Raw genomic sequence first — 22340 nt, 5'->3', positions numbered from 1 at the left:
CCCCGCGAAGGCGGGGATCCATAACCGCCAACGCGACCGAAGAAAATGCGACGCTCGCCGCTTCATTCTGCATTGTTGGCGGTTATGGGTTTCCACGCCTGCGGCGCGGCCCTTCGGGTCGGGCTCCGCTACGCGGCCCCGGAATGACAGTGGATGCTCTCTTTTCAAGAAGATCCACTCCATGAAATCGAAATCCCCGTCCATCGGCGCGCGTGCGCGCCGGTTCGTTCTCGAATTGCCGCTCGAAAGTCCCGATGGGTTCGGCGGCGTCATCCGCTCCTATGCGTCAGGCCCGCAGCTCTGGGGCGCGATGGAGATGCTCTCCGGCACCGAGCGCGTGCGTGCGGACCGGCCCGAGCAGAGCCTCACCCACAGGATCACCCTGCGCTATCGCGACGGCGTGACCGGCGCCATGCGCCTGACCTCGGGCCTGCGCCGGTTCGCCATCCGCGCGGCATCGGACCCGGATGGATCGCGGCGCGATCTCGTCTGCCTCGTCGAGGAGATCAAGGCATGACGAGCCCGATCCTCGCGCTTCGCCGCGCCATCATCGACGAGGCGTCGGGCGATGCGGAGCTGATAACTCTCATGGGTGGCACGCTTCGCCTCTACGACGAGCCGCCACGCAACATCGAGCCGGTTTATGCCCTGTTCGGCGATGTAACGGCGGAAGATTGGTCGACCGATACCGATCGCGGCCACGAGCAGGATTTGAGCCTCGTTGTCTGGTGCGCGCGCGGGAGCGTGCGTGCGGGTCTCTCCGTCGCGGAGCGATTTACCGCCTTGCTCGACGACGCGCCGCTCAGCCTCGATGGGCACCGCCTCGTGAACCTGCGCATGACGGAGATCGCCTCCACACGCGACAAGGACACGCAACTCACCTCCGTCACCGTTCGCTTTCGCGCGGTGACGGAGGTGGTGTGAGCGCCGCAGCCAACATTTTAAACATCATCAAAGGAATTGCTTCATGCCTGCTCAAAAGGGCAAGGATCTGCTCGTCAAGATCAGTGACGGCGGAACCGGATTTGTGACGGTGGCGGGCCTGCGCACGCGCCAGATCGCTTTCAATACCGAGACTGTCGATGTCACCAACGCGGAATCCGCCGGGCGCTGGCGTGAGCTTTTGGCCGGTGTCGGCGTGCGCCGCGCGGGCATCACCGGTTCCGGCGTGTTCAAGGACGAAGCCTCGGATGCGCGCATCCGCCAGGTCTTCTTCGACGGCGATATTCAAACCTATCAGATCATCATTCCCGATTTCGGCCGCATCGAAGGCCCGTTCCAGATCACGAGCCTGGAATATCGCGGCGACCATGCGGGCGAGGTGACATTCGAGATGTCGTTCGAATCCGCAGGCCCCATGACCTTCGTGGCGCTGTGACGGAGGGAGCCATGGCGAACAGACGACGCGGCGAGGTTCCGCTACAATTGGGCGATAAGCGCTACACCTTATGCCTCACGCTCGGCGCTCTCGCCGAGCTCGAGGATGCTTTCGGCGTGGACGATCTCATGGCGCTTGCCGAACGCTTCGGTACCGGCCGCCTGTCGAGCCGCGACATCTTAAGGCTTCTCGCGGTCGCCCTGCGCGGCGGCGGTCACGATGTGAGCGATGCGGAGGTGGCGAGCTTCGCCCTGCCGGACGGGATTGAGCCGGTGGCAACGGCCATCGCCGATGTTCTCATGATCACCTTCGGCGCCGAGGCATCTGCCCCAAACCCTCCGCAGCCGCAGGGCGCTTGAGCGAGCAGCACGCCCTTCCACGGAACGAGATATTTCCCTGGGACGACGTGATGATGCTGGGTTTGAGTGTTCTGCGGTGGAGCCCCGATCAGCTCTGGCGCGCAACCCCGCGCGAGCTGATCGCTGCCTGGGAAGGGCTGACCGGCGGGCGAGGAATGGAGCCGGTGGTCAGCAGCGATCTGCGGCGGATGATGGAGGCTTTTCCGGATGACAAGGGGTTATAATTTGCGCCCCTAATGCAATTGTCGGAGAGCTATCTCCGACAATCATCATTCGTCTGCATGTTTCGGGCCAGATGGGTTCTGCACTTCAATTTTACGGCATTTTTCAGGGATAGAGCGACTGTTGAAACACTGCGCCATTCCGCTTGGCGCATTCGATCTCTAAGTCTTCTTTTCGTTCGTCTCTCGCGCGTGATGGAGGTTGCCCTGCAACAGCGTTAGTTGCCTCCTCCTTGCAGAGAGTGTCGATCCGATCCCATTGCTCATTAGGCATCGTGACCCTACCAGCGAATGTTGCGCCCTTTAGCTCTGCGCACATCTTGAAAATACGTCGCGCTGTATAGGAAATAGCCGTCATTGGATCGGCAGAAGCTGTTGCCTTCTCTGCCTCGTACCAGCACTCATCCCTAATGCGGCTCCATTCTGCATCGCTCATCCCAGGGGTCTTGTAGATGCTTCTTGTCGGAGGTGGAGTCATGCACGCGCTAAGTCCAATGACTGGGATAAGCAGCGTAATGGCGACGATTGGGCGAAGGGTCATTGTATGATCCGTTAGGATTTAGCGTTTGACGGCATTTGGTCAGCGGTCCCCACAAACAGGGTCCCTTTCGCCTCCATGCAGAGGATGAAAATCTTTCTCCAGCGTTCGCCTGCAGTTACGCTGTTCGAAGCTAGCATAGCGGCTTTCTCGGCCTCCAAATTGCACTCTGCCTCCGCTCGGGAAAATTCCTTTTTCGATAAGTCTTCCGAATTGAAGACCAAATCTGGTGCTGGCTTCGTGTTGCAGGCTGTCAATCCAAGTAATGGTAACAAAAATATATAAAGGACTGCCTTTATGGCTGGCGATGACCAAAAACCTGGCACTAATAATCCCAAATCAGATTGGGAAAAGGATAGAGAACGCCAGCTCAATACCCTCATCGGGCTCTCCGATAAATTCGGTGACTCTTTGTCCAATGCTTTCGCGAAGAACATCGCCGAGGGCAAGAAGCTTGATGATGTTTTCAAGAAGATGCGCGAGTCTCTTGTGGAAACAGGGTTACGTCTGGCCCTGGCGCCGCTTCAGATGGCCTTGAGCCAAAGCATCAAGAGCATGACCGTAGGTGCAGTGGGCAGCTCTCTGCCGATGGATGGTGGAGGGCTGCTCGGCGGGCTCTTCAAGGGGCTCGGCTCGATCGTCGGCTCCCTCTTCGGCGGAGGAGGTGGCGGCGCTGCCGCCACGCCTTTCGCCAAGGGTGGCGTGTTCTCGCGCGGCATGGTGATGCCGTTCGCGCAAGGCGGCGTGGTCGGTGCGCCGACTTACTTTCCGCTTGGGCGCGGCCTCGGCGTCATGGGCGAGAGGGGCGCGGAGGCCGTGATGCCGCTGGCTCGCGGGCCGGATGGCAAGCTCGGCGTTCGCTCGGGAGGTGGCGGGCAAACTGCGGCGATCACTGTCAATATCTCGACGCCGGATGCGGAGAGCTTCCGCCGGTCCGAGGCGCAGGTTTCCGCCGCGCTGGCGCGGGCCGTCGCGCGGGGCCAGCGCGGCATGTAGACTTTTATGCGTCCTCGCCGTCGAGCATCGCCATGATCTCGTCCTTGATCTGCAGGCGGCGGCGCTTGAGTTCTTCTTCGGCCTCATCCGATTGAGGCTCCACCCGCGTCTCGATGCGGTGAATGGTGCGGTTCAGCTCGTTGTACTCGTCGTAGAGCCGCGCGAAACGGTTATTGCTCGTCTTCAATTGATGGATGCGGTCGACCTTATCCGGGAAATCCTGGGAAAGGTCGTTGGGAGCATTGCTCATCGCCTGCCGTCTCCTTGTCTGACGTTTTGTCAGGACGACAACGCCACCCCCACTTTTTTCGTTTCAAGAATGAGAGATGGATCATGGCATCCGATTTCCATGAGGTCCGCTTTCCCCTCGACGTCAGCCTCGGCAGTCGGGGTGGGCCGGTGCGGCGGACCGATATCGTCACGCTCGCCTCAGGCCGCGAGCATCGCAACAGCCGCTGGGCGCAATCCCGCCGCCGCTACGATGCGGGCCTGGGTGTCAGAACCATCGATGCCCTGCATGCGGTCATCGTGTTCTTCGAGGAGCGGCGCGGCAAGCTCTACGGCTTCCGCTTCCGCGACAGGACCGACTGGCGATCAGGCCAACCCTCGAAGGAGCCGACGCCCATGGACCAGCGGATCGGAACGGGAGACGGCGCGCGGCGGGAGTTCCAGCTGGTGAAAACCTACGGCTCGTCCTTCGCACCTTATCTGCGCACCATCGCCAAGCCTGTCGGCGGGTCTGTCAGGGTGGCGGTCAATGGCATCGAACAGGCGGTGGGCTCAGCGTTCAATTGCGACCCCGCGACAGGCCTAGTGACGTTCTCGGTGCCGCCGAACGGTGGAGCAGTAATCACGGCGGGCTACGCCTTCGACGTCCCGGTCCGCTTCGACACGGACGAACTCGACATCGATCTCTCCGCCTTCGAAGCCGGCGCGATCCCGCAGATCCCGCTGATCGAAATCGTTCCCTGAAAACTTACAGTGTCATCCGGGCTGGGAAGGATGCTTTTTCACGTCATCACCGGCCTTGTGCCGGTGATCCCGATTGCAACGCAGCCGCACTATTACGATGTCATGGCCGGGACAAGCCCGGCCATGACATCGAGAGGTTAGCTTTCGCCCCCGAACCGGCACCGCAACTTGAGATCATCATGCGCAGCATACCCTTGAACTTCGCCGCCCATATGGCGGAGGGGACGACGACCTTGTGTCATTGCTGGAAGCTGATCCGGCAGGACGGGCACACCTTCGGCTTCACCGATCACGACCGCGACCTTGCCTTCGGCGGCACAATCTTCACCGCCCGCTCCGGGCTCGAGGCGGCGGAAGCGACAGCCGAACTCGGCTTCGCGGTCGGCGGCGGGGAGGTGGCAGGCGCGCTCATGTCGGCTGGGCTGACGGAGGACGACATTTCCTCGGGCCGCTACGACGATGCCAGTGTGGAAACATGGCTCGTGAACTGGAGCAATGTGGAGGAGCGGCTGTTGCTCGACATCGGCTCCATCGGCGAGATCCGCCGTGCGGATGGCAGCTTCGTTGCGGAGCTGCGTGGCGTCATGCACCGCCTCGACGAGGAGCGGGGGCGGCTGTTTCGCGCCACGTGCTCCGCCGATCTGGGCGATGCCAAATGCGGGGTGAATCTGTCGTCCACGGCCTATGCCGATACCGGCACCGTTACGCGCACCGATGGCGCTCTCGGCATCGTGGCTTCTGATATCGGCTTCGCGGATAATTGGTGCACAGGAGGCAAGCTTACGTGGCTCACCGGCGACAATGCGGGTCTCTCTGTCGAGATCAAGGTACATCGCGCCATCAACGGCGTGGACGAGTTCGACCTGTGGCAGCGGGCCCCGCAAGCGATCAAGGTCGGTGATACGTTTCGCGTCACCGCAGGTTGCGACAAGACCCACGGCATGTGCCGCAGGAAGTTCAACAATATCGTGAACTTCCGAGGCTTTCCGCACATGCCCGGCAACGATTTCATCATCCGCATGCCGCAGCAGGGCGAGCCCGGCCTCGATGGCGGGAGCTTCTTCAAGTGAGGCGGGCTGCGATTATCGAAGAGGCGCGCTCCTGGATCGGAACACCCTATCAGCATCAGGCCTCTCTCAAGGGCGTCGGCTGCGATTGCCTGGGGCTGCTGCGTGGGGTCTGGAAAAGCGTGATGGGTTCGGAGCCCGAATTGCCGCCGCCTTATTCGCCCGATTGGGCAGAGGCCGGTGCCGATACGCTCCTTGCCGCTGCGCGAAAGTATCTCGTCGAGGTCGATCTCGAATCCTTCGAGCCGGGCGACGTGCTGCTGTTTCGCTGGCGTGACACCATGCCCGCAAAGCATTGCGCCATCGCGACATCGCCCGGCGCCATGATTCACGCCCATGACGGCGCCTGCGTCACCGAGGTGGCGTTCCATCCCTGGTGGCGTCGGCATCTCGCCTACGCTTTTCGCTTTCCGGAATAATCAACATGGCCACAATCGTTCTCCAAACCGTCGGCTCGGTCGTCGGCGGCATGGTCGCGGGTCCGCTTGGCGCGATGGCCGGGCGGGTGCTCGGCGGTCTTGCCGGTGCTGCCATCGACAATTCGCTTTTAAGCGGGGGCGACAACACGAAATACGTAGAAGGGCCACGCCTCAAGGAGATCGACGGCCTGACCTCCAGCGAGGGCGCAGCGATCCCACGCATCTATGGCCGCGCGCGCATCGGCGGGCAGCTGATCTGGGCGACGCGCCTCCTGGAGGTCGCGAACACTAAGGTCGAGCGTTCCGGCGCGCAGGGCGGCAAGGGCATGGGCGGAGGCCCTAAGACCTCCACCACGACATATTCCTATTTCGCCAATCTCGCGGTCGGCCTGTGCGAAGGGCAGATCGGCTTTATCCGCCGCGTCTGGGCGGATGGCCGCGAGATCGACCTCACGACGATCACCATGCGTGTGCATCGCGGCTCGGAGACGCAAGCCGCCGATCCGCTGATCGTGGCGAAGGAGGGGAGCACCCACGCGCCGGCCTATCGCGGCCTGGCCTATGTCGTGTTCGAGCGGCTGCCGCTCGAAGATTACGGAAACCGCGTTCCGCAATTCTCCTTCGAGATCATTCGCCCGGTTGACGGCCTCAGCCGCATGATCCGCGCCGTCTGCCTGATCCCCGGTGCGAGCGAGTTCGGCTACGACACCATTCCGATCACTCAGGTGCTCCCGCTCGGCAAGACGAAGCCCGAGAACCGGCATCAATGGAAGCGGGGCGCCGATGTGCTGGCCTCGCTCGATGCCTTGCAGGCGCTCTGCCCTAACCTGAACCGTGTCTCGCTGGTCGTGAGCTGGTTCGGCGATGATCTGCGCGCTGGTTCATGCCAGATCGAGCCGCGTGTCGATGTAGCGGCGAAGACCACGGAAGGAGATATGTGGTCCGTGGCTGGCTTGACGCGCAGTCAGGTCAATGCCGTTTCGCTTGCGGACGGTGCGCCTGCCTACGGCGGCACGCCTTCGGACGAGACCGTGATCCGCCTCATCAAGGCGCTGAAGAGCCGTGGGCTGGACGTGGTGCTTTATCCCTTCGTGATGATGGATATTCCGTCCGGCAATGCGCTGCCCGATCCCTATGGCGGAACAGGGCAGGCGCCTTACCCGTGGCGCGGGCGCATTACGTGCGATCCTGCTCCAGGTCGTCCGGGGACGCTGGATGGAACGAGTGCTGCAACGTCGCAGATCACTCAGTTTTTTACTCGCACGCCAGGCGGATATCGCACTTTCATCACTCATTATGCGAATATCGCGAAGAGTGCAGGCGGCGTGCATGGGTTCATTATCGGCAGCGAATTCGTCGGGCTCACCCGTGTGCGTTCCTCACCCGGAATATACCCCGCTGTCGCTAGGTTGAGGCAGATGGCGTCTCTCGTTCGCGAGATCGTCGGTTCAAGCACCAAGCTCGTCTATGCGGCGGACTGGACGGAATACGGGTCTCATGTGCTCGGCTCCGGTTCCGAGGTCCGCTTTCCTCTCGATACGCTGTTCGGCGACGACAATATTAATGCAGTCGGCATCGATTACTATCCGCCGATCTCAGATTGGCGCGACTCTCCTGATCACGCGGATCTGAAGGAGGGGCGCAGCGTCTACGACGTGGACTATCTCCGCCAGCGCCTGGGCAGCGGCGAAGCCTTCGATTGGTACTATGCCAACACAGCTGACCGCGCGGACCAGAGGCGCACGCCCATCACCGATGGAGCCTACAACAAGCCATGGATGTTCCGCGCCAAGGATCTTGCCTCCTGGTGGTCGAATCCGCATGTGGAGCGCCATAATGGCATTGAGCTTGGATCCACAGCCTGGAGGCCTCAGTCAAAGCCTATCTGGCTCACCGAAATCGGCATTCCGGCTGTCGATAAAGGTCCCAATGGACCTAATGTCTTTCCCGATCCCAAATCTTCGGAATCGGCCTATCCGCCATTCTCTCGCGGCGTACGCGACGATCTCGTGCAGGCCCGTGCACTGGAAGCGATCATCTCCCGCTTCGATCCCGCGCAGCGGGGATTTGCGGAAGCCTATAATCCGGTCTCGCCTGTCTATGGCGGGCGCATGGTGGATCCCGGCCACGTCTATGTCTGGGCCTGGGACGCAAGACCGTTCCCGGCCTTTCCCGATTTCGATTCCGTGTGGAAAGACGGGGCGAACTGGGAGACGGGGCATTGGATCACGGGCCGTCTCGAAGGCGTGCCTCTCGACCGGCTGATCGCCGCCGTATGTAAGGATTTCGGCCTGGGCGATCCCGGTGCCATCCCCGTCGATGGGTTCATGGACGGCTATGTGATCGACAGGCCCATGTCGGTGCGCGGCGCGCTCGAGCCCTTGATGCGGCTGTTCGGTGTCGATGCGGTTGCAAACGCTGGAAGGATCGCATGGCGCGGTCGCGGCGGCCGCGCGATCATCGAGCTCACGAAGGGCGATCTCATCATGAGCGAAGGAGAGCCCTCGCTCAAACTTACTCGCTCGCAGGAGACCGAGCTGCCGCAGCAGGTGGAGATCGGCTACACGGAAGGCGACATGGATTATCGCCGCGCCGCCGTCGCGTCGCGGCGCCTGTCGGGTGCGAGCCGCCGTGAAGCGCGGACCGATTGCGCCATGATCACGCGCCGTGGCGAGGCGCAGCGTCTGGCCGATGCGTGGCTCCAGGATCTCTGGGCCGGTCGGGAAGGGGCGGAATTCGAACTCTCTTCCCGTCGCGTGGAGCTTGAGCCGGGAGACGTGATCTCGCTTCCAACCGATGCCGGTCCAAAACTCCATCGTGTCATCCGGATCGCCGACGGGCCGACGCGCAAGGTCACCACCCGCGCGGTCGAGCCTGCCGTGTTCGAGCGGCCGGGTTCATCCATCGAGCGTCCGCCGCGCCGTCCGCCGCCGGTGCCGGGAAAGCCGCAGGCGGTCATTCTCGATCTGCCTGCCGCTCTCGGTGATCCTGCGGGATTGCAGTACATCGCCGTCGCCGCCGATCCATGGCCGGGCGCGGTCACCGTCTGGCGATCCGGCAACGGCGCCAGCTACAAGCCGCATCGCATTCTCGATCTGCCGGCGGTGATCGGTACGACGAAAACCGAACTTCAACCCGGACCGCTCTGGCGCTGGGATGCGAGAGCGTCTCTCGATGTGGAGATTTCATCGGGGGCACTAAGCTCCATCGACGACGAGGAAGCGCTTGCCGGCGGAAACCTCTTTGCCCTCCAAGGAAGCGGCGGGCGATGGGAAATTCTCTCAGCCGCTCGTGCGGAGCTGATCGGCGAGCGGACCTATCGCCTTTCGCGTTTCCTGCGTGGCCTTGCGGGCACGGAGCCGGAGGCGGCGCGCAGCGTTCCGGCGGGCGCGCTCATCGTACGGTTGGACGAGGCGGTTGTTCCTCTCTCCAGCGATCTCGCCGATCTGGGCCAGACCTGGCGCTACCGGATCGGTCCGTCGGGCCGCGATCATGCCGATCCCGCCATGGCGGAAATCGCGGCGACCATCGGACGCGAGGCGCTCAAGCCCATGAGCCCGGTTCACATATCCCTGCGCCGTGAGGCGGACGGGTTGCGCATTTCCTGGACACGCCGGACGCGCCGCGAGGGCGACAACTGGGAAGCGGTCGATGTTCCTCTCGGCGAGGAGATCGAACGCTATGAGATCGATATTCTTAAAGGTGCCGGTGTCGTTCGCAGGATCGCCAGCACCGAGCCCGTTGCCCACTACTCCACCGAGCAGGAACTCGCCGATTTCGGCGCGCCTCAAAGCGTCCTGAATCTCCGGATCGCGCAGATCAGCGCGGTGGCGGGGCGCGGCTTCGAGCGCAGCGTCACATTGCCGGTTCTCTGAGCCCTCCCCCATTCAAAGCAAGTTGTTTCATGACCTCAACACCACATCTGGCCCTGCCGCTGCTTGCTGCGGCGCAGGCGCAAAAGCATGTCACCCATAACGAAGCGCTCGCATCCCTCGATGCCCTAGCGCAGCTCTCCGTAAAGGAGCGCGGGCGCACCACGCCGCCAACGTCTCCCACGGAGGGCGACCGCTACCTCGTCGGCTCGGGTGCGACCGGCGCCTTCGCGGGACATGAGGGCAAGGTCGCCTTGTACGATTCCGCTGGCTGGCGCTTCCTCGAGCCTCGCGCGGGCTGGCTCGCTCATTTGGAATCCGAGAGCATCGTCATCGTTCACGACGGCGAGCAATGGCAAGATCTCGGACGGTTCTGTGGAACCATCGACAGGGTCGAGCGTCTCGGCATCGGCACCCTTCCAGACTCATTGAACCGCTTATCGGCGAAGCTCAACGCCGCCCTGTTCTCCGCGCTGAGCGTGGAAGAGGGAGGCACGGGCGATCTGCGCTTCGTCCTCAACAAGGCAGGCGCGGCGAATGTGCTCTCGCAATTGTATCAGCGCGGTTTCAGCGGACGTGCCGAGACGGGTCTGGTCGGCAGCGACGACTTCAGCATTCGAGTGTCCCCGAACGGAGCGCAATGGTTCGATGCCATGGTCGTCGATGGAAGTTCGGGCGTTGCATCCTTCCCGCAAGGGGCCGCGAATATTCCGAGGCCGAACCTCATCATCAATTCGTCTTTTCGCGTGAACCAGCGCAATTTCGCGGGCGGCGCACTGGCCTCAGGCGTTTACGGCTTCGATCGCTGGAAGGCGGGGCCGGGCGGCTGCACCGTCGCCCGTGCAGCGGATGGAACCGTCACTCTGACCGGCCCGCTCGATCAGGTTGTCGATGTGGTGCATGTCTCGGCTCTGGCAGGCAGAGCCAATCTCGGTGGCGTCACATTGACCCTCTCGGTTCAGGATCCCTCGGCAAGCCTGCCGGTTACCGTGGGAACGAGGGCCGCGACCATTCCGGCGGGCTCAGGCCGCCGCTCCGTTACGGTAACATTGGATGGAAACGAAACGGGACATGTTACTGTCCGGTTGCAGCCATCCGCGCCGTGCTCGTTCCAGCAGGTGAAGCTGGAAATCGGCTCCTTCCCGACGCCCTGGCTGGGAGAGCCTCCTGCCATCGAAGAGCTGAACTGCCGGCGCTATTATCAGCCGGTGCCGCTCATCGGTGCATCATCCACTATACTCGCCTCGTTTGGACAGCGCGTCGCTACGAACGTCATCGACATTCCCTGTCCTTTGCCGGTGCCCATGAGGGCCGGGCCTGCATTCGTGACGAGCGGCCCTGCATGGACTGCTGCCGCGCCCACTGGCAATCAAATCGGTTTCTACAACAACAGCACTGCTTCGTGGACGGTCCTGACAGGCTCCTTCATCGTCAGCACGGCCGCGATGGCAAGCCCGACAGCGACGACAATACGCCTGCTGGCCACTTCAGCGTTCAGCGCTACGGCAGGCACATCCGGCGTGCTGCATCTCGGCAGCTCGGCTTCCATCGCCCTGCAGGCTGAGCTGTGAGGAGCACATGTCTCGATCCTCATCCTTTGACTTTGCCGTCGCGTTCGTACTGCAGCATGAGGGCGGTTTCGTAAATCATCCCCGCGATCCCGGCGGCGCCACGAATTTCGGCATCACCCGTGAAACGCTCTCTCGAGTGTGGGGGCGTCAGGCCTCGGTGGAAGAGGTGCGCCGACTGACCAGTCAGGAGGCGGCCTCGATCTATCGCAGCCTCTACTGGAGAGCCGTGCGGGCCGATGAACTTCCCCTCGGTCTCGATCTCGCCGTGTTCGATCTTGCCGTCAATTCGGGGCCCAAGCGTGCCGTGGCCATGCTGCAGCATGTGCTTGGTGTCGCTGCCGATGGGCTCATCGGGCCCGTAACCATCAGGTCCGCCAACCGGGCCGATCCCGCCGAGACGGTGCGCTGCCTGACGCGGGCACGCCTCGGCTTTCTCTCCCGCCTCGCCACTTGGCCCGTCTTCGGACGGGGATGGCGCCGGCGGGTCGTCGCGGTCGAGCAGGAAGCTCTCCGGCTTGCCGCTTCATTCTCATCAACAAGAAATGCTTGATATGTTGGACACAAAGACCATCCTCGCCAGCCGTACCGTTTGGGCCAACCTGATCGGCCTCGTCGCTCTCGTTCTCGACCTGTTCGGCTTCGACGTCTCTGAAATCGGCACCGGCGCCTTCGAGGAGGCGGCCATCCAGTTCATTGCCGCCGCGAGCTTCATCGCCTCCACCGTTTTCCGCATTCTGGCCACGAAGCAGATTCTGAACTAAAAATCGCATTCAGGCTTTGTTCAGTGCTTCAAGGGCATGAGAGGCACATGCGTCTGGTTTGTCTGGTCATAGCGCTGTGGGCAACGATGGGGGCTGCGTCCGCGCAGAGCGCGACGGCTGCCCTCGCCAATTGCCTGCCGCCCCGCGAAATGCAGGAGGCTGTAGCCTCTAAAAGCATTGTCGCGCCGGCTGCTGCCGTCATGACCGCCAAGCGTCGGGTCCCCGATGCGGACGTGGTGCGGGCCAGCCTCTGCCGCAGCAACGACACACTTGTCTATGTGATCATGGCCTTGCAAAAGGATGGGCGCATCGTGCAAGTGATGATCGACGGCTCCTCCGGACGTGTGAAATCGGTCCATTAACAGAAAGCTCAAAACGTGCGCCTTCTCGTTGTCGAGGACGACAAGACCCTCAATAAGCAGATCGTGACCGCCCTCGAGCAGGCGGGCTACGCGGTTGATACTGCCTTCGACGGCGAGGAGGGGCAGTTCCTTGGGGATACCGAACCCTACGACGCCATCATCCTAGACCTCGGCCTGCCAAAGGTGGATGGCGTCTCCGTTCTCACCGCCTGGCGCCGCGAGGGCAGGAAGACGCCCGTCATCATCCTGACAGCCCGCGACCGCTGGAGCGACAAGGTCCAGGGCTTCGATGCCGGTGCCGACGACTACGTGACAAAGCCCTTCCATATGGAAGAGCTGCTTGCCCGCGTGCGCGCTCTGCTGCGCCGAGCGACCGGCCATGCGACCAGCGAGATCGCCTGCGGGCCTGTAAAGCTCGACACGCGCTCGGGCCGCGTGGCGGTGGACGGCAACCCGGTAAAGCTGACCTCGCATGAATACAGGCTCCTATCCTATCTCATGCACCATACGGGCCGCATCGTCTCGCGCGGCGAGCTGACGGAGCACCTCTACGATCAGGATTTCGACCGCGACTCGAACACCATCGAGGTGTTCATCGGAAGGCTTCGCAAGAAGCTTGGCGTCGACATTATCCAGACCGTGCGCGGCCTCGGCTATCTGCTCGACGCAAGCCAGACCAAGACGTGATTGGCATCGGCCCGATCCTGAAGCGCCTTGCAAGCCGGCCCATCGCGGTCCGGCTTGCCGTTTCCTCAGTGTTCTGGAGCTTCTCGATCCTGCTCATCGCAGGCCTTATTCTACTTACCCTGTACCGGGATAACACGGAGCGCGCTTTCGACCAGCGCCTGTTGGTCTACGCGAACACCCTGGCCTCGAACCTCGTAACACCCGGGGATCCCGACCGGGATCTCGGCCCTATCGGCGATCCGCGCTTCGAACTGCCTCTGTCCGGCTGGTACTGGCAGGTGGCGCGTCCCAATGCCAAGCCGGGAGAAATCCGCTCATCCAAATCCCTGTTCGGCGGAATGTTGCCGAGCCTGGCCGCCTCGGACGACAACCAGTTCGGCCAGATCCGGCGAGGCTATGGCCGGGCTCCCGACGAGCGAGAACTCCGATTGATCGAGCGTGATATCGACCTCGGAGAAGACGGACGATACATCATCCGCGTCGCCGGTCCGTCAGATGAGATTACGGTGAGCGTCAAGGACTTCTTCTTCGCGCTCACGGTCACATTCGCGCTTCTGGGCCTTGCTCTCGGCTTCTCGACGCTTCTCCAGATCCGCTTCGGCCTGCGCCCGCTGGCCAATCTCCGCTCTGCCCTCGGCACGATCCGGCGGGGGGAGGCGGAACGGATTTCCGGCGAGTATCCGCGCGATATCTCGCCGCTGGCAAGTGAACTGAACCTGTTGCTCGACACCAACCGTGAAATCCTGGAACGTGCCCGCACCCAGGTCGGCAATCTGGCTCACGCCCTCAAGACGCCGCTCAGCATCATCATGAACGAAGCCGAGAATGCACCGGACGAGGTGGCTTCCAGGGTGCGTGAGCAGGCAAACCTGATGCGAGACCAGGTAAATTATTACCTGGATCGCGCCCGCGCGGCGGCGCTTGCCGGAACATTGGGCACCCTGACCGACGTGGAGCCTGTCATCGCCGGTCTCGCCCGGACATTCGCGAAGATCTACCGCGACAAGGATCTGGCCGTCGAGCTTGCGATTCCCTTGGACCTGCGATTCCGGGGCGAGAAGCAGGATCTGGAGGAGATGGCGGGCAATCTCATCGACAATGCGGCCAAGTGGGCCGCTCACAAAGTCGAGATTTCGGTCGAGGTCATACGGGAGGATATCGACCGCCCCCGCTTCCGCCTGCTGATCGATGACGACGGTCCCGGTCTGCCCGAGACAGCCCGCGCCGAGGTCCTCAAGCGAGGCCGCCGGTTGGATGAAACTAAGCCGGGATCGGGACTTGGCCTGTCCATTGTCAGCGACCTCGCCGCCCTCTATCGCGGCTCTCTCAAGCTCGAGGCCGCGCCCCTTGGAGGGCTGAGAGCGGTGCTTGAGCTGCCCGGGGATAGAGGCTGACTCTATGTATTTTTACGCGTGACACCGTGCCACCGTCGTGCTTGACGGGGACTCGGAGTAATTAGGATTTTATGGTGATCTGGATCATTCTCGTGTTGATGACGGCTGCGGCCGTGATGGCGGTGCTTTGGCCGCTGTCGCGCCATCGCGCCGTCTCGCGCCAGATCGATCCCGATACGCAGTTTTATCGCGACCAGATCGCGGAGATCGAGCGCGACCGTGAGCGTGGTGTTCTCCTCCCCAGCGAGGCCGAGGCCGCGAAGGCGGAAGCGGGCCGAAGGCTCCTGCGCACGACCGGCATGCCGGGCGATCCTTATGCCGCTTTGGGCGAGCCTGCTCTTCGCCGTCGGCGTGCTGCCTCGACCTTGGCTCTCTCCATGATTCCGATCCTGGCGCTGGCCATCTATGGCGCCTATGGCTCACCGCATCTGCTCACCCATCCGCCGCAGGTCGAGGCTCAGCCGCAGGGCGAGAAGATGGACCTCATGGCCGCGATTGCGCAGATCGAGACGCATCTCTCCCAGAACCCGCAGGACGGGCGTGGCTGGGAGGTCGTGGCACCGGTCTATATTCGCCTCGACCGCAGGGATGATGCAGTCAAGGCTTATGAATCCGCCTTACGCTATCTCGGTCCGGATGCCGATCGTCTCGCCAATTACGGCGAGGCCATGGTGCTGGCTAAGGACGGGGTCGTGTCCGCCGAGGCTCAAACCGCCTTCGAGCAGGCCATGAAGCTGAATGCCGGGTCGTCCAAGGCGCGTTACTATCTCGCCCGCGCCGCCGAGCAGGATGGACAGGCGGAAAAGGCGAAGCAGGCCTATACGCAGCTTCTCCTCACGTCGCCGAACGATGCTCCCTGGGTGCCAGTCGTTCGCGAGCATCTCGAACGCCTTGGTGCACCGCCTCCGGCTATTGCGTCCGTCGATGCATCGACGGTTGGAGCCGAGGACATCGCACGCATGGTCTCCGGGCTTGCGAGCCGCTTGGAGAGCCAGGGTGGAACCGCAGAGGAATGGGCGCGCCTGATGAGGTCCTACACCGTATTGGGACAGCGCGACAAAGCCATGGAAGCAGTCGGGCGCGCCCGGCAAGCTCTGGCGAAGGACGATGCCGGATTGAAGACAATCGACACGATGGCGCGCGAACTGAAACTGACGAACGCCCAACCATGACCAGAAAGCAGAGACGTCTTACCCTGATCGGCATCGCGGGATGTGTTCTCGCCGTCGCCCTTGGTCTTGTTCTCTATGCGATGAACGACACCATCGTGTTCTTCAACTCGCCTGCGGACATCCAGGCTAAGAGCGTTCAACCCGGCACGCGCATTCGCCTCGGCGGCCTTGTGAAGGAAGGCAGCGTTCAACGTGGTAGCGACCAGCGGATTTCGTTCGAGGTCATGGATGCGCAGAGCGCGATCAAGGTTCAGTACACCGGCCTGCTGCCCGATCTGTTCCGTGAAGGGCAGGGAATCGTGGCCGAGGGTGTGCTGGAAAGCCCGACACTGTTCCGCGCCGATACGGTTCTTGCCAAGCATGACGAGAACTACATGCCGCGCGAAGTGGCGGATACCCTGAAGAAACAGGGCCACTGGATGGGCGAGGCCGATGCCGCGCCGAAGACGCAGTAAGGGAGAGCCCGCGTGTTGGTCGAGGCCGGACATTTTGCGCTCGCGCTGGCGCTCGGATTATCTCTGATCCAATTCGTCGTGCCGCTCTGGGGCGCGCGGGCCAACGACCCCGTGCTGATGTCGGTCGGACCCGTGACGGGCCTTGCGGTCTTCGGCTGCATCGCCTTCGCCTTCCTGGCCCTGACGATTGCCTACGTGACCTCCGACTTCTCCGTGCTGAACGTGGTTCAGAATTCGCACTCGACGAAGCCGATGATCTACAAGATCTCCGGCGTGTGGGGAAACCACGAAGGTTCGATGCTTCTGTGGATTCTGATCCTCGCGCTGTTCGGCGCCGTAGTGGCTGTCTCCAAAAACAGCATTCCCATGCGCCTTCAGGCCAATACACTTGCCGTGCAGGCTGCCGTCACGATCGCCTTCCTGCTCTTCATCCTCACCACATCGAACCCGTTCACGCGCGTCATGCCCGCGCTCATTGAAGGGCAGGATCTGAACCCGCTGCTGCAGGATCCCGGCCTCGCGATCCATCCGCCGCTGCTCTACATCGGTTATGTCGGTTTTTCGATTTCCTTCGCGTTTGCCTGCGCGGCGCTGATCGACGGGCGCATCGACGCGGTCTGGGCGCGGATCGTGCGTCCCTGGACGCTCGGCGCTTGGGCCTTCCTCACGCTCGGCATCGCCATGGGCTCCTACTGGGCCTATTACGAACTCGGCTGGGGTGGTTGGTGGTTCTGGGACCCGGTGGAGAATGCGTCGCTGATGCCCTGGCTTGCCGGCACGGCGCTGGTACATTCCACGGTCGTCATGGAAAAGCGCGATGCGCTGAAGGTCTGGACGATCCTTCTCGCCATCCTGACATTCTCTCTCTCTCTCCTCGGTACCTTCCTCGTCCGCTCCGGCGTGCTGACCTCGGTCCATTCCTTCGCGGTCGATCCTGAGCGCGGCACGTTCATTCTCGGTATCCTCATCTTCTTCATCGGCGGATCGCTGGCGCTGTTCGCATGGCGCGCGCCCATGCTCAAGCAGGGCGGCCTTTTCGCGCCGGTCTCGCGTGAGGGCGCTCTCGTCCTGAACAACCTGTTCCTTGCCACCGCCTGCGCGACTGTGCTGATCGGTACGCTCTACCCGCTGGCTCTGGAAGTCATCACGGGCGAGAAGATCTCCGTCGGCGCGCCGTTCTTCAACTTCACCTTCATCCCGTTGATTGTGCCGCTCCTGCTGCTTCTGCCGCTTGGTCAGACGCTGGCCTGGAAGCGCGGCAATTTCCTCGGTGCGGCGCAAAGGCTTTATGCGATTTTCGGCATATCCCTCCTGCTCATGGTCGTGCTGCTGGCTTTCCATCATGGGGGGCCTGTTGCGGCTCCCTTGGGGATCGGCCTTGGTGCTTATCTCGTCCTGGGCTCGCTCAACGAGATTGTGACACGCTCCTGGTCGAAGGGTACGGCGCTCTCGGTGGCCTTGCGCAAGGCACGCGGCCTGCCTCGCTCGACATGGGGAACCGTCATCGCTCATGCGGGCGTCGGCCTCACTGTCATCGGCATTGCCGCGACCGCATGGGGCGTTGAAGGGCTGGGCGCGGTCAAGATTGGGGAACGCCTCAAGGCCGGCGATTATGAAGCGCGTCTGGAGCGAATAGTGCCCCGCGTCGAGGCCAATTACCGCGAGGAAGCGGCTATTCTGACGATCTTCCGGCACGGCCAAGATCTCGGCACCGTAGAGACCATGAAACGCCTCTACGTGACCCGTGGCATGCCGACGACGGAAGCCGGCATCATGACCGTGGGCCTAGGTCAGGTCTATGCCAGCATCGGCGAATTGCAGCCGGACGGTTCTGTTGGCATCAGGCTCTATCACAAGCCGCTCGTTCTGCTGATCTGGATTGGCTCGGTGATCATGGCCCTCGGCGGCGGGATCTCGCTCACCGACCGCAGGTTGCGCATCGGCGCTCCCGTTCGGGCGAAGGCGGCCCCCGTGGCTGCGGTTCCGGCGGAGTAGGCCATGCGCTTCGTTCTCGCATTCCTGGCATTACTCTTCATGGGCGGTACGGCTCTGGCCGTTCAGCCCGACGAGGTGCTGAAGGATCAGGCATTGGAGAAGCGCGCCCGCGACATTTCCGCGGGCCTGCGCTGCCTCGTCTGCCAGAACCAGTCCATTGACGATTCCGACGCACAGCTCGCCAAGGATTTGCGGCTCCTGGTGCGCGAGCGGCTCCTGGCGGGGGACAATAACGACCAGGTGCGGGACTACCTCGTCCAACGCTACGGCGAATTCGTCCTGCTCAGGCCGACCTTCCGAGCCCACACGCTCCTGCTCTGGCTCACCCCCGCCGTTGTTCTCGTGCTGGGCGCTTTCGGCGCCTATATGGCCCTCAGGCGTCGCCCACAGCCGACGGAAGCCCTGAACGAAGAGGAGCAAAAGGCCCTCGAGACCATGCTCAACCAGGACCGTCGGGCCCCCTAACTCAACCTTACTAACATTTCATCTTGGGGTGAGGGTACCGTAAGGCGGCACTCCCCATCTTGCTCTCATGACGAACCCACAAGGGTTCCTCCAGGAGATACAAGACATGTTGGACAAGGTTTCCACTCCCGTCCGCAAGCGCACCGCGAAATGGCTCGGCGCTGCGGCTGTTGCCGCCCTGATCGCCGGCGGTGCCGTCGAAAGCGGCCTGATCATTCCCAATGCCGCCCATGCTGAACTGCGCTCCATGTCGCAGCCGGTCCAAGGTTTGCCGTCCTTCGCGGACATGATCGATAAGGTCAAGCCTGCCGTCGTGGCGGTGAAGGTCAAGGTGCAGAATGTTGCCTCTCGCGACGATGAGGGAGCCCAGCAGTTTTCCGTCCCCGATTTCCCGCCCGGAAGCCCCATGGAACGCTTCTTCCGTCAGTTTCGGGATCAGCAGGACGGTCAACAGGGCCGCCGTCAGCAGCCGCGTCAATTCGGCCAAGCACTGGGTTCCGGCTTTTTCATCTCGGCTGATGGCTATGTCGTGACCAATAACCATGTGGTCGACAATGCCTCCGATGTCACGGTCACCATGGATGACGGCAAGGAGCTTCCTGCCAAGCTGATCGGTACCGACGCGAAGACCGACCTGGCCTTGCTAAAGGTCGATGGCGGCAGTGATTTCCCATATGTGCGTCTTGCCGATCAGAAGGCCCGCATCGGTGACTGGGTGCTGGCAGTGGGCAACCCTTTCGGCCTCGGCGGCACGGTGACCGCCGGTATCGTTTCGGCCCAGCATCGCGACATCGGCGCAGGCCCTTATGACGACTTCATCCAGATCGATGCGCCCGTGAACAAGGGCAATTCGGGTGGTCCGACCTTCAACCTTTCCGGCGAGGTCGTAGGCGTGAATACGGCAATCTATTCTCCGTCCGGCGGCAGTGTCGGCATCGCCTTCGCCATCCCGTCCAGCACGGTCGAGCAGGTCGTAGCGTCGCTCAAGAGCACTGGCACCGTGACTCGCGGCTTCATCGGCGTGCAGATGCAGCCGGTGACCAAGGAGATCGCCGAGGCCATCGGCCTTAAAGAGCCCAAGGGCGCCCTCGTGGCCGAGGCCATGAAGGACAGCCCCGCCGCCAAGGCCGGCGTCCGCACCGGCGACACGATCATCGCCGTGGACGGCCAGCCTATCAAGGAAGCGAAGGATCTGTCCCGCAAGGTGGCCCAGGTCTCGCCCGGAAAGTCCCTGTCGCTCACCCTATGGCGTGAGGGCAAGGAGCGGACCGTGACCCTGGAGGTCGCGAGTCAGCCGAAGGGCGCCTGATCCTTCGAAAAGTGTAGGACACCAGGCTTAACTGTTGATCGCCCCCGACACCTGGTGTCTTCTGCCCACGGCAGGCTGGCCTTCTTCCCCTCCAAGGCCGGCCTGCCGTTGGGCGTTTTAGTGTTATAGACAGGCTATGCGGATTCTGATCATTGAGGACGACCGAGAGGCGGCCTCCTACCTCGTGAAGGCGTTTCGTGAATCGGGTCATGTGGCGGACCACGCCGCCGATGGCCTCGATGGCTATGCCATGGCCGAGGAAGGGGATTATGATGTGCTCGTCGTGGACCGCATGCTGCCGAAGCTCGACGGCCTGTCCCTGATCCGCTCGCTGCGCGAGCAGAAGGTAGAGACCCCGGTTCTGATCCTTTCCGCATTGGGGCAGGTCGATGACCGCGTGAAGGGCCTGCGCGCCGGCGGCGACGATTATCTCCCCAAACCTTACGCCTTCTCAGAACTTCTGGCTCGCGTCGAAGTCCTCTCGCGCCGTCGAGCCTCGACGCCGAGCGCGGAACCGACGGTCTATCGCATCGCTGATCTCGAACTCGACCGGCTGTCGCATCGCGTCACGCGCTCCGGCCATGAGATTATGCTGCAGCCCCGTGAATTCAGGCTGCTCGAATACCTCATGAAGAACGCCAATCAGGTCGTGACGCGCACCATGCTGCTCGAACATGTGTGGGATTATCATTTCGATCCACAGACAAACGTGATCGATGTGCATGTTTCCCGTCTGCGCTCGAAGATCGACAAGGGATTCGACAAGCCGCTCATCCACACGATCAGAGGCGCGGGTTACATGGTCCGCGTGGGATCGGTGGAGGGCGAGGAATGAGAGGGCCTCCATGAGTGCCCTCGGCAAGCTTTTCCGCACCACAGCGTTCAAGCTCTCGTTCGCTTACCTGCTCGTCTTCACATTGTTCGCCTTTGGCACGCTCGGCTACGTGGCTTGGAGCGCGCAGCGGCTACTGACGGATCAATTCGTCTCGACCATCGAGGCCGAGATCGCCGGGCTTTCCGAGCAGTATCGGAATGGCGGCCTGCGCCGCCTCGTCAATATCGTCGACCGCCGCTCTCGCGCGCCGGGCGCATCCCTCTATCTCGTCACGACCACGGAGGGCGAGCGGATCGCCGGCAATATCGGTGCATTGCCCCCGGGCGTCATCGATCACGTCGGCCAATTCGAAACACTCTATAACCGTACGGACGAAACCGACGCGAAGCCCAGTGTGGCGCTCGTGCGCGTCTACATGCTGCCCGGCGGCTTTCGCTTGCTTGTCGGCCGCGATGTCGAAGAGCGAATTCGCCTGCGCGAGATCATTCATCGCGCCTTCGGCTATTCGCTTCTCTTCATCGGCGTTCTGGCCGTTCTGGGAAGCTGGTTCATCGCCCGGCGTGTCCTGAAGCGCGTGGACGACATGACTGAGATCACCCGCGATATCATGGCAGGTGATCTCGGTGGTCGGTTGAAGATTGCAGGAACCGGTGACGAGCTCGACCGTCTCGCGCAGAACCTCAATGCCATGCTCGACCGGATCGGCGAACTCATGCGCGGCATGCGCGAGGTTTCCGACAATATCGCGCACGATCTCAAGACGCCCCTGACACGCCTCCGCAACAAGGCCGACGAAGCCCTGAGGACGGCGAAGACTCCCGATGAGCTGAAAACAGCGCTCGAAGCCACACTGGATGAGAGCGACAACCTGATCCGCATTTTCAATGCGCTTCTCATGATCGCACGGCTGGAAGCCGACAATGCCCGTGAGGCGCTTGCGGATTTCGATGCCGCCGAGGCGGTGCGCGACGTGGCTGAACTTTACGAGGCTCTGGCCGAGGAGGCCGGGGTCACGCTGGATGTTTCCGTCGAGAGCGGGTTGCCGGTGCATGGAAGCCGCGAGCTGCTGGGTCAGGCCATGGCCAACCTGCTCGACAATGCTCTGAAATACGGCGTGGTCACTGATGGCCGTGCGCCTGCGATTGCGGTCGGCGCCAAACAGGTTGGTGGCGAAGTCCGGATTTGTGTCGCCGATCGCGGCCCCGGCATCCCGGAGGAGGAGCGCAGCCACGTGCTGGAGCGCTTTGTGCGTCTCGAGACGGCGCGCTCGCGTCCAGGCTTCGGGCTGGGCCTCAGCCTAGCGGCGGCCGTGGCGAGGCTTCACGGCGGGCAGCTGGTGCTCGAAGACAATGAGCCCGGTTTGAGAGTGGTCCTGGCCCTTCCGCTCAAGGAAATGGCGGCTCCGCCACCGGCCTTACAATCGGCGGCCTGAGCCGGAAGTCGGAGAGCCTGGCTTCAAGTTTTCGGTTGCCTCCCGCGCGAGGCCGTGAAAACTCGGGGCTCCTGCCGGAA

At 62.5% G+C, this 22340-nt stretch carries 24 protein-coding genes; 23 read left to right on the top strand and 1 reads right to left on the bottom strand.

Annotated features, from left to right (window positions below; genetic code table 11):
• The first annotated feature begins 181 nt into the window (after positions 1 to 181).
• The 6 genes from AB4Y85_RS15125 (at position 182) to AB4Y85_RS15100 (ending at position 3492) form a co-directional block, all read left to right on the top strand.
• Positions 182 to 517, top strand: a complete 336-nt coding sequence (locus AB4Y85_RS15125; RefSeq protein WP_441985734.1) for a phage head closure protein — start codon at positions 182 to 184, stop codon at positions 515 to 517.
• Entirely contained in the window at positions 514 to 924 is a 411-nt protein-coding gene (locus AB4Y85_RS15120) for a DUF3168 domain-containing protein (protein ID WP_441985733.1), read from the top strand. Before AB4Y85_RS15125 ends, AB4Y85_RS15120 begins: the two co-directional genes overlap by 4 nt.
• Positions 925 to 967: 43 nt before the next feature.
• Positions 968 to 1378, top strand: a complete 411-nt coding sequence (locus tag AB4Y85_RS15115) for a phage major tail protein, TP901-1 family (RefSeq protein WP_441985732.1) — start codon at positions 968 to 970, stop codon at positions 1376 to 1378.
• Between the two features lie 11 nt (positions 1379 to 1389).
• Positions 1390 to 1737 carry a gene transfer agent family protein gene (locus AB4Y85_RS15110; protein ID WP_441985731.1) on the top strand — a complete coding sequence of 116 codons (348 nt, stop codon included), beginning with the start codon at positions 1390 to 1392 and terminating at the stop codon, positions 1735 to 1737.
• A complete protein-coding gene (locus AB4Y85_RS15105) occupies positions 1734 to 1961 on the top strand; it encodes a phage tail assembly chaperone (protein ID WP_441985730.1) in 228 nt (75 codons plus the stop codon). Before AB4Y85_RS15110 ends, AB4Y85_RS15105 begins: the two co-directional genes overlap by 4 nt.
• A gap of 832 nt (positions 1962 to 2793) precedes the next feature.
• Complete coding sequence (locus AB4Y85_RS15100; protein ID WP_441985729.1) at positions 2794 to 3492, top strand: phage tail tape measure protein; 699 nt, start codon at positions 2794 to 2796, stop codon at positions 3490 to 3492.
• A 4-nt stretch (positions 3493 to 3496) separates the two neighbouring features.
• Here the strand turns inward: AB4Y85_RS15100 and AB4Y85_RS15095 are convergent, their stop codons facing one another.
• Entirely contained in the window at positions 3497 to 3742 is a 246-nt protein-coding gene (locus AB4Y85_RS15095; protein ID WP_441985728.1) for a YdcH family protein, read from the bottom strand.
• Between the two features lie 83 nt (positions 3743 to 3825).
• Between AB4Y85_RS15095 and AB4Y85_RS15090 the strand changes: the two genes are divergently transcribed.
• The 17 genes from AB4Y85_RS15090 to AB4Y85_RS15010 all read left to right on the top strand — a co-directional run bounded on the left by AB4Y85_RS15090 (position 3826) and on the right by AB4Y85_RS15010 (position 22260).
• Entirely contained in the window at positions 3826 to 4464 is a 639-nt protein-coding gene (locus tag AB4Y85_RS15090) for a phage distal tail protein, Rcc01695 family (RefSeq protein WP_441985727.1), read from the top strand.
• Positions 4465 to 4643: 179 nt separating this feature from the next.
• The gene (locus tag AB4Y85_RS15085; RefSeq protein ID WP_441985726.1) at positions 4644 to 5534 is read left to right on the top strand and encodes a DUF2163 domain-containing protein; all 891 of its coding nucleotides are present in this window, start codon (positions 4644 to 4646) and stop codon (positions 5532 to 5534) included.
• Positions 5531 to 5950: an NlpC/P60 family protein gene (locus tag AB4Y85_RS15080; RefSeq protein WP_441985725.1), complete on the top strand. Its 420-nt coding sequence runs from the start codon at positions 5531 to 5533 to the stop codon at positions 5948 to 5950. Before AB4Y85_RS15085 ends, AB4Y85_RS15080 begins: the two co-directional genes overlap by 4 nt.
• 5 nt (positions 5951 to 5955) lie before the next feature.
• Positions 5956 to 9825, top strand: a complete 3870-nt coding sequence (locus AB4Y85_RS15075) for a baseplate multidomain protein megatron (protein ID WP_441985724.1) — start codon at positions 5956 to 5958, stop codon at positions 9823 to 9825.
• Positions 9826 to 9854: 29 nt separating this feature from the next.
• Entirely contained in the window at positions 9855 to 11393 is a 1539-nt protein-coding gene (locus tag AB4Y85_RS15070; protein WP_441985723.1) for a DUF2793 domain-containing protein, read from the top strand.
• A gap of 7 nt (positions 11394 to 11400) precedes the next feature.
• Entirely contained in the window at positions 11401 to 11943 is a 543-nt protein-coding gene (locus AB4Y85_RS15065; RefSeq protein ID WP_441985722.1) for a glycoside hydrolase family 108 protein, read from the top strand.
• Between the two features lies 1 nt (position 11944).
• Positions 11945 to 12154 carry a hypothetical protein gene (locus AB4Y85_RS15060; protein ID WP_441985721.1) on the top strand — a complete coding sequence of 70 codons (210 nt, stop codon included), beginning with the start codon at positions 11945 to 11947 and terminating at the stop codon, positions 12152 to 12154.
• Between the two features lie 47 nt (positions 12155 to 12201).
• Positions 12202 to 12516 (top strand): PepSY domain-containing protein, encoded by a 315-nt coding sequence (locus AB4Y85_RS15055; protein ID WP_441985720.1) that lies wholly within the window; start codon positions 12202 to 12204, stop codon positions 12514 to 12516.
• A gap of 15 nt (positions 12517 to 12531) precedes the next feature.
• The gene (locus AB4Y85_RS15050; RefSeq protein WP_441985719.1) at positions 12532 to 13203 is read left to right on the top strand and encodes a response regulator transcription factor; all 672 of its coding nucleotides are present in this window, start codon (positions 12532 to 12534) and stop codon (positions 13201 to 13203) included.
• On the top strand, positions 13203 to 14597 hold the full coding sequence (locus AB4Y85_RS15045) for an ATP-binding protein (RefSeq protein ID WP_441985787.1): 1395 nt from the start codon (positions 13203 to 13205) through the stop codon (positions 14595 to 14597). The genes AB4Y85_RS15050 and AB4Y85_RS15045 overlap by 1 nt, the downstream gene beginning before the upstream one ends.
• Before the next feature lie 71 nt (positions 14598 to 14668).
• Positions 14669 to 15769 carry a c-type cytochrome biogenesis protein CcmI gene (ccmI, locus tag AB4Y85_RS15040; protein WP_441985718.1) on the top strand — a complete coding sequence of 367 codons (1101 nt, stop codon included), beginning with the start codon at positions 14669 to 14671 and terminating at the stop codon, positions 15767 to 15769.
• A complete protein-coding gene (ccmE, locus tag AB4Y85_RS15035) occupies positions 15766 to 16224 on the top strand; it encodes a cytochrome c maturation protein CcmE (protein WP_441985717.1) in 459 nt (152 codons plus the stop codon). Before ccmI ends, ccmE begins: the two co-directional genes overlap by 4 nt.
• A gap of 12 nt (positions 16225 to 16236) precedes the next feature.
• Positions 16237 to 18219, top strand: coding sequence for a heme lyase CcmF/NrfE family subunit (locus AB4Y85_RS15030; RefSeq protein WP_441985716.1), 1983 nt, complete (start codon positions 16237 to 16239; stop codon positions 18217 to 18219).
• 3 nt (positions 18220 to 18222) lie between these two features.
• Positions 18223 to 18684, top strand: a complete 462-nt coding sequence (locus tag AB4Y85_RS15025) for a cytochrome c-type biogenesis protein (RefSeq protein ID WP_441985715.1) — start codon at positions 18223 to 18225, stop codon at positions 18682 to 18684.
• A gap of 106 nt (positions 18685 to 18790) precedes the next feature.
• The gene (locus tag AB4Y85_RS15020; protein WP_441985714.1) at positions 18791 to 19993 is read left to right on the top strand and encodes a S1C family serine protease; all 1203 of its coding nucleotides are present in this window, start codon (positions 18791 to 18793) and stop codon (positions 19991 to 19993) included.
• Between the two features lie 136 nt (positions 19994 to 20129).
• Positions 20130 to 20828 (top strand): winged helix-turn-helix domain-containing protein, encoded by a 699-nt coding sequence (locus AB4Y85_RS15015; protein ID WP_441985713.1) that lies wholly within the window; start codon positions 20130 to 20132, stop codon positions 20826 to 20828.
• Positions 20829 to 20838: 10 nt separating this feature from the next.
• A complete protein-coding gene (locus AB4Y85_RS15010; RefSeq protein ID WP_441985712.1) occupies positions 20839 to 22260 on the top strand; it encodes a HAMP domain-containing sensor histidine kinase in 1422 nt (473 codons plus the stop codon).
• Positions 22261 to 22340 lie beyond the last annotated feature (80 nt).

The organism is Microvirga sp. 2YAF29, assembly GCF_052114605.1.
GTDB lineage: Bacteria > Pseudomonadota > Alphaproteobacteria > Rhizobiales > Beijerinckiaceae > Microvirga.
Note: the sequence above shows the minus strand (reverse complement) of the source record. Positions and strands in the feature narration are given on the sequence as shown.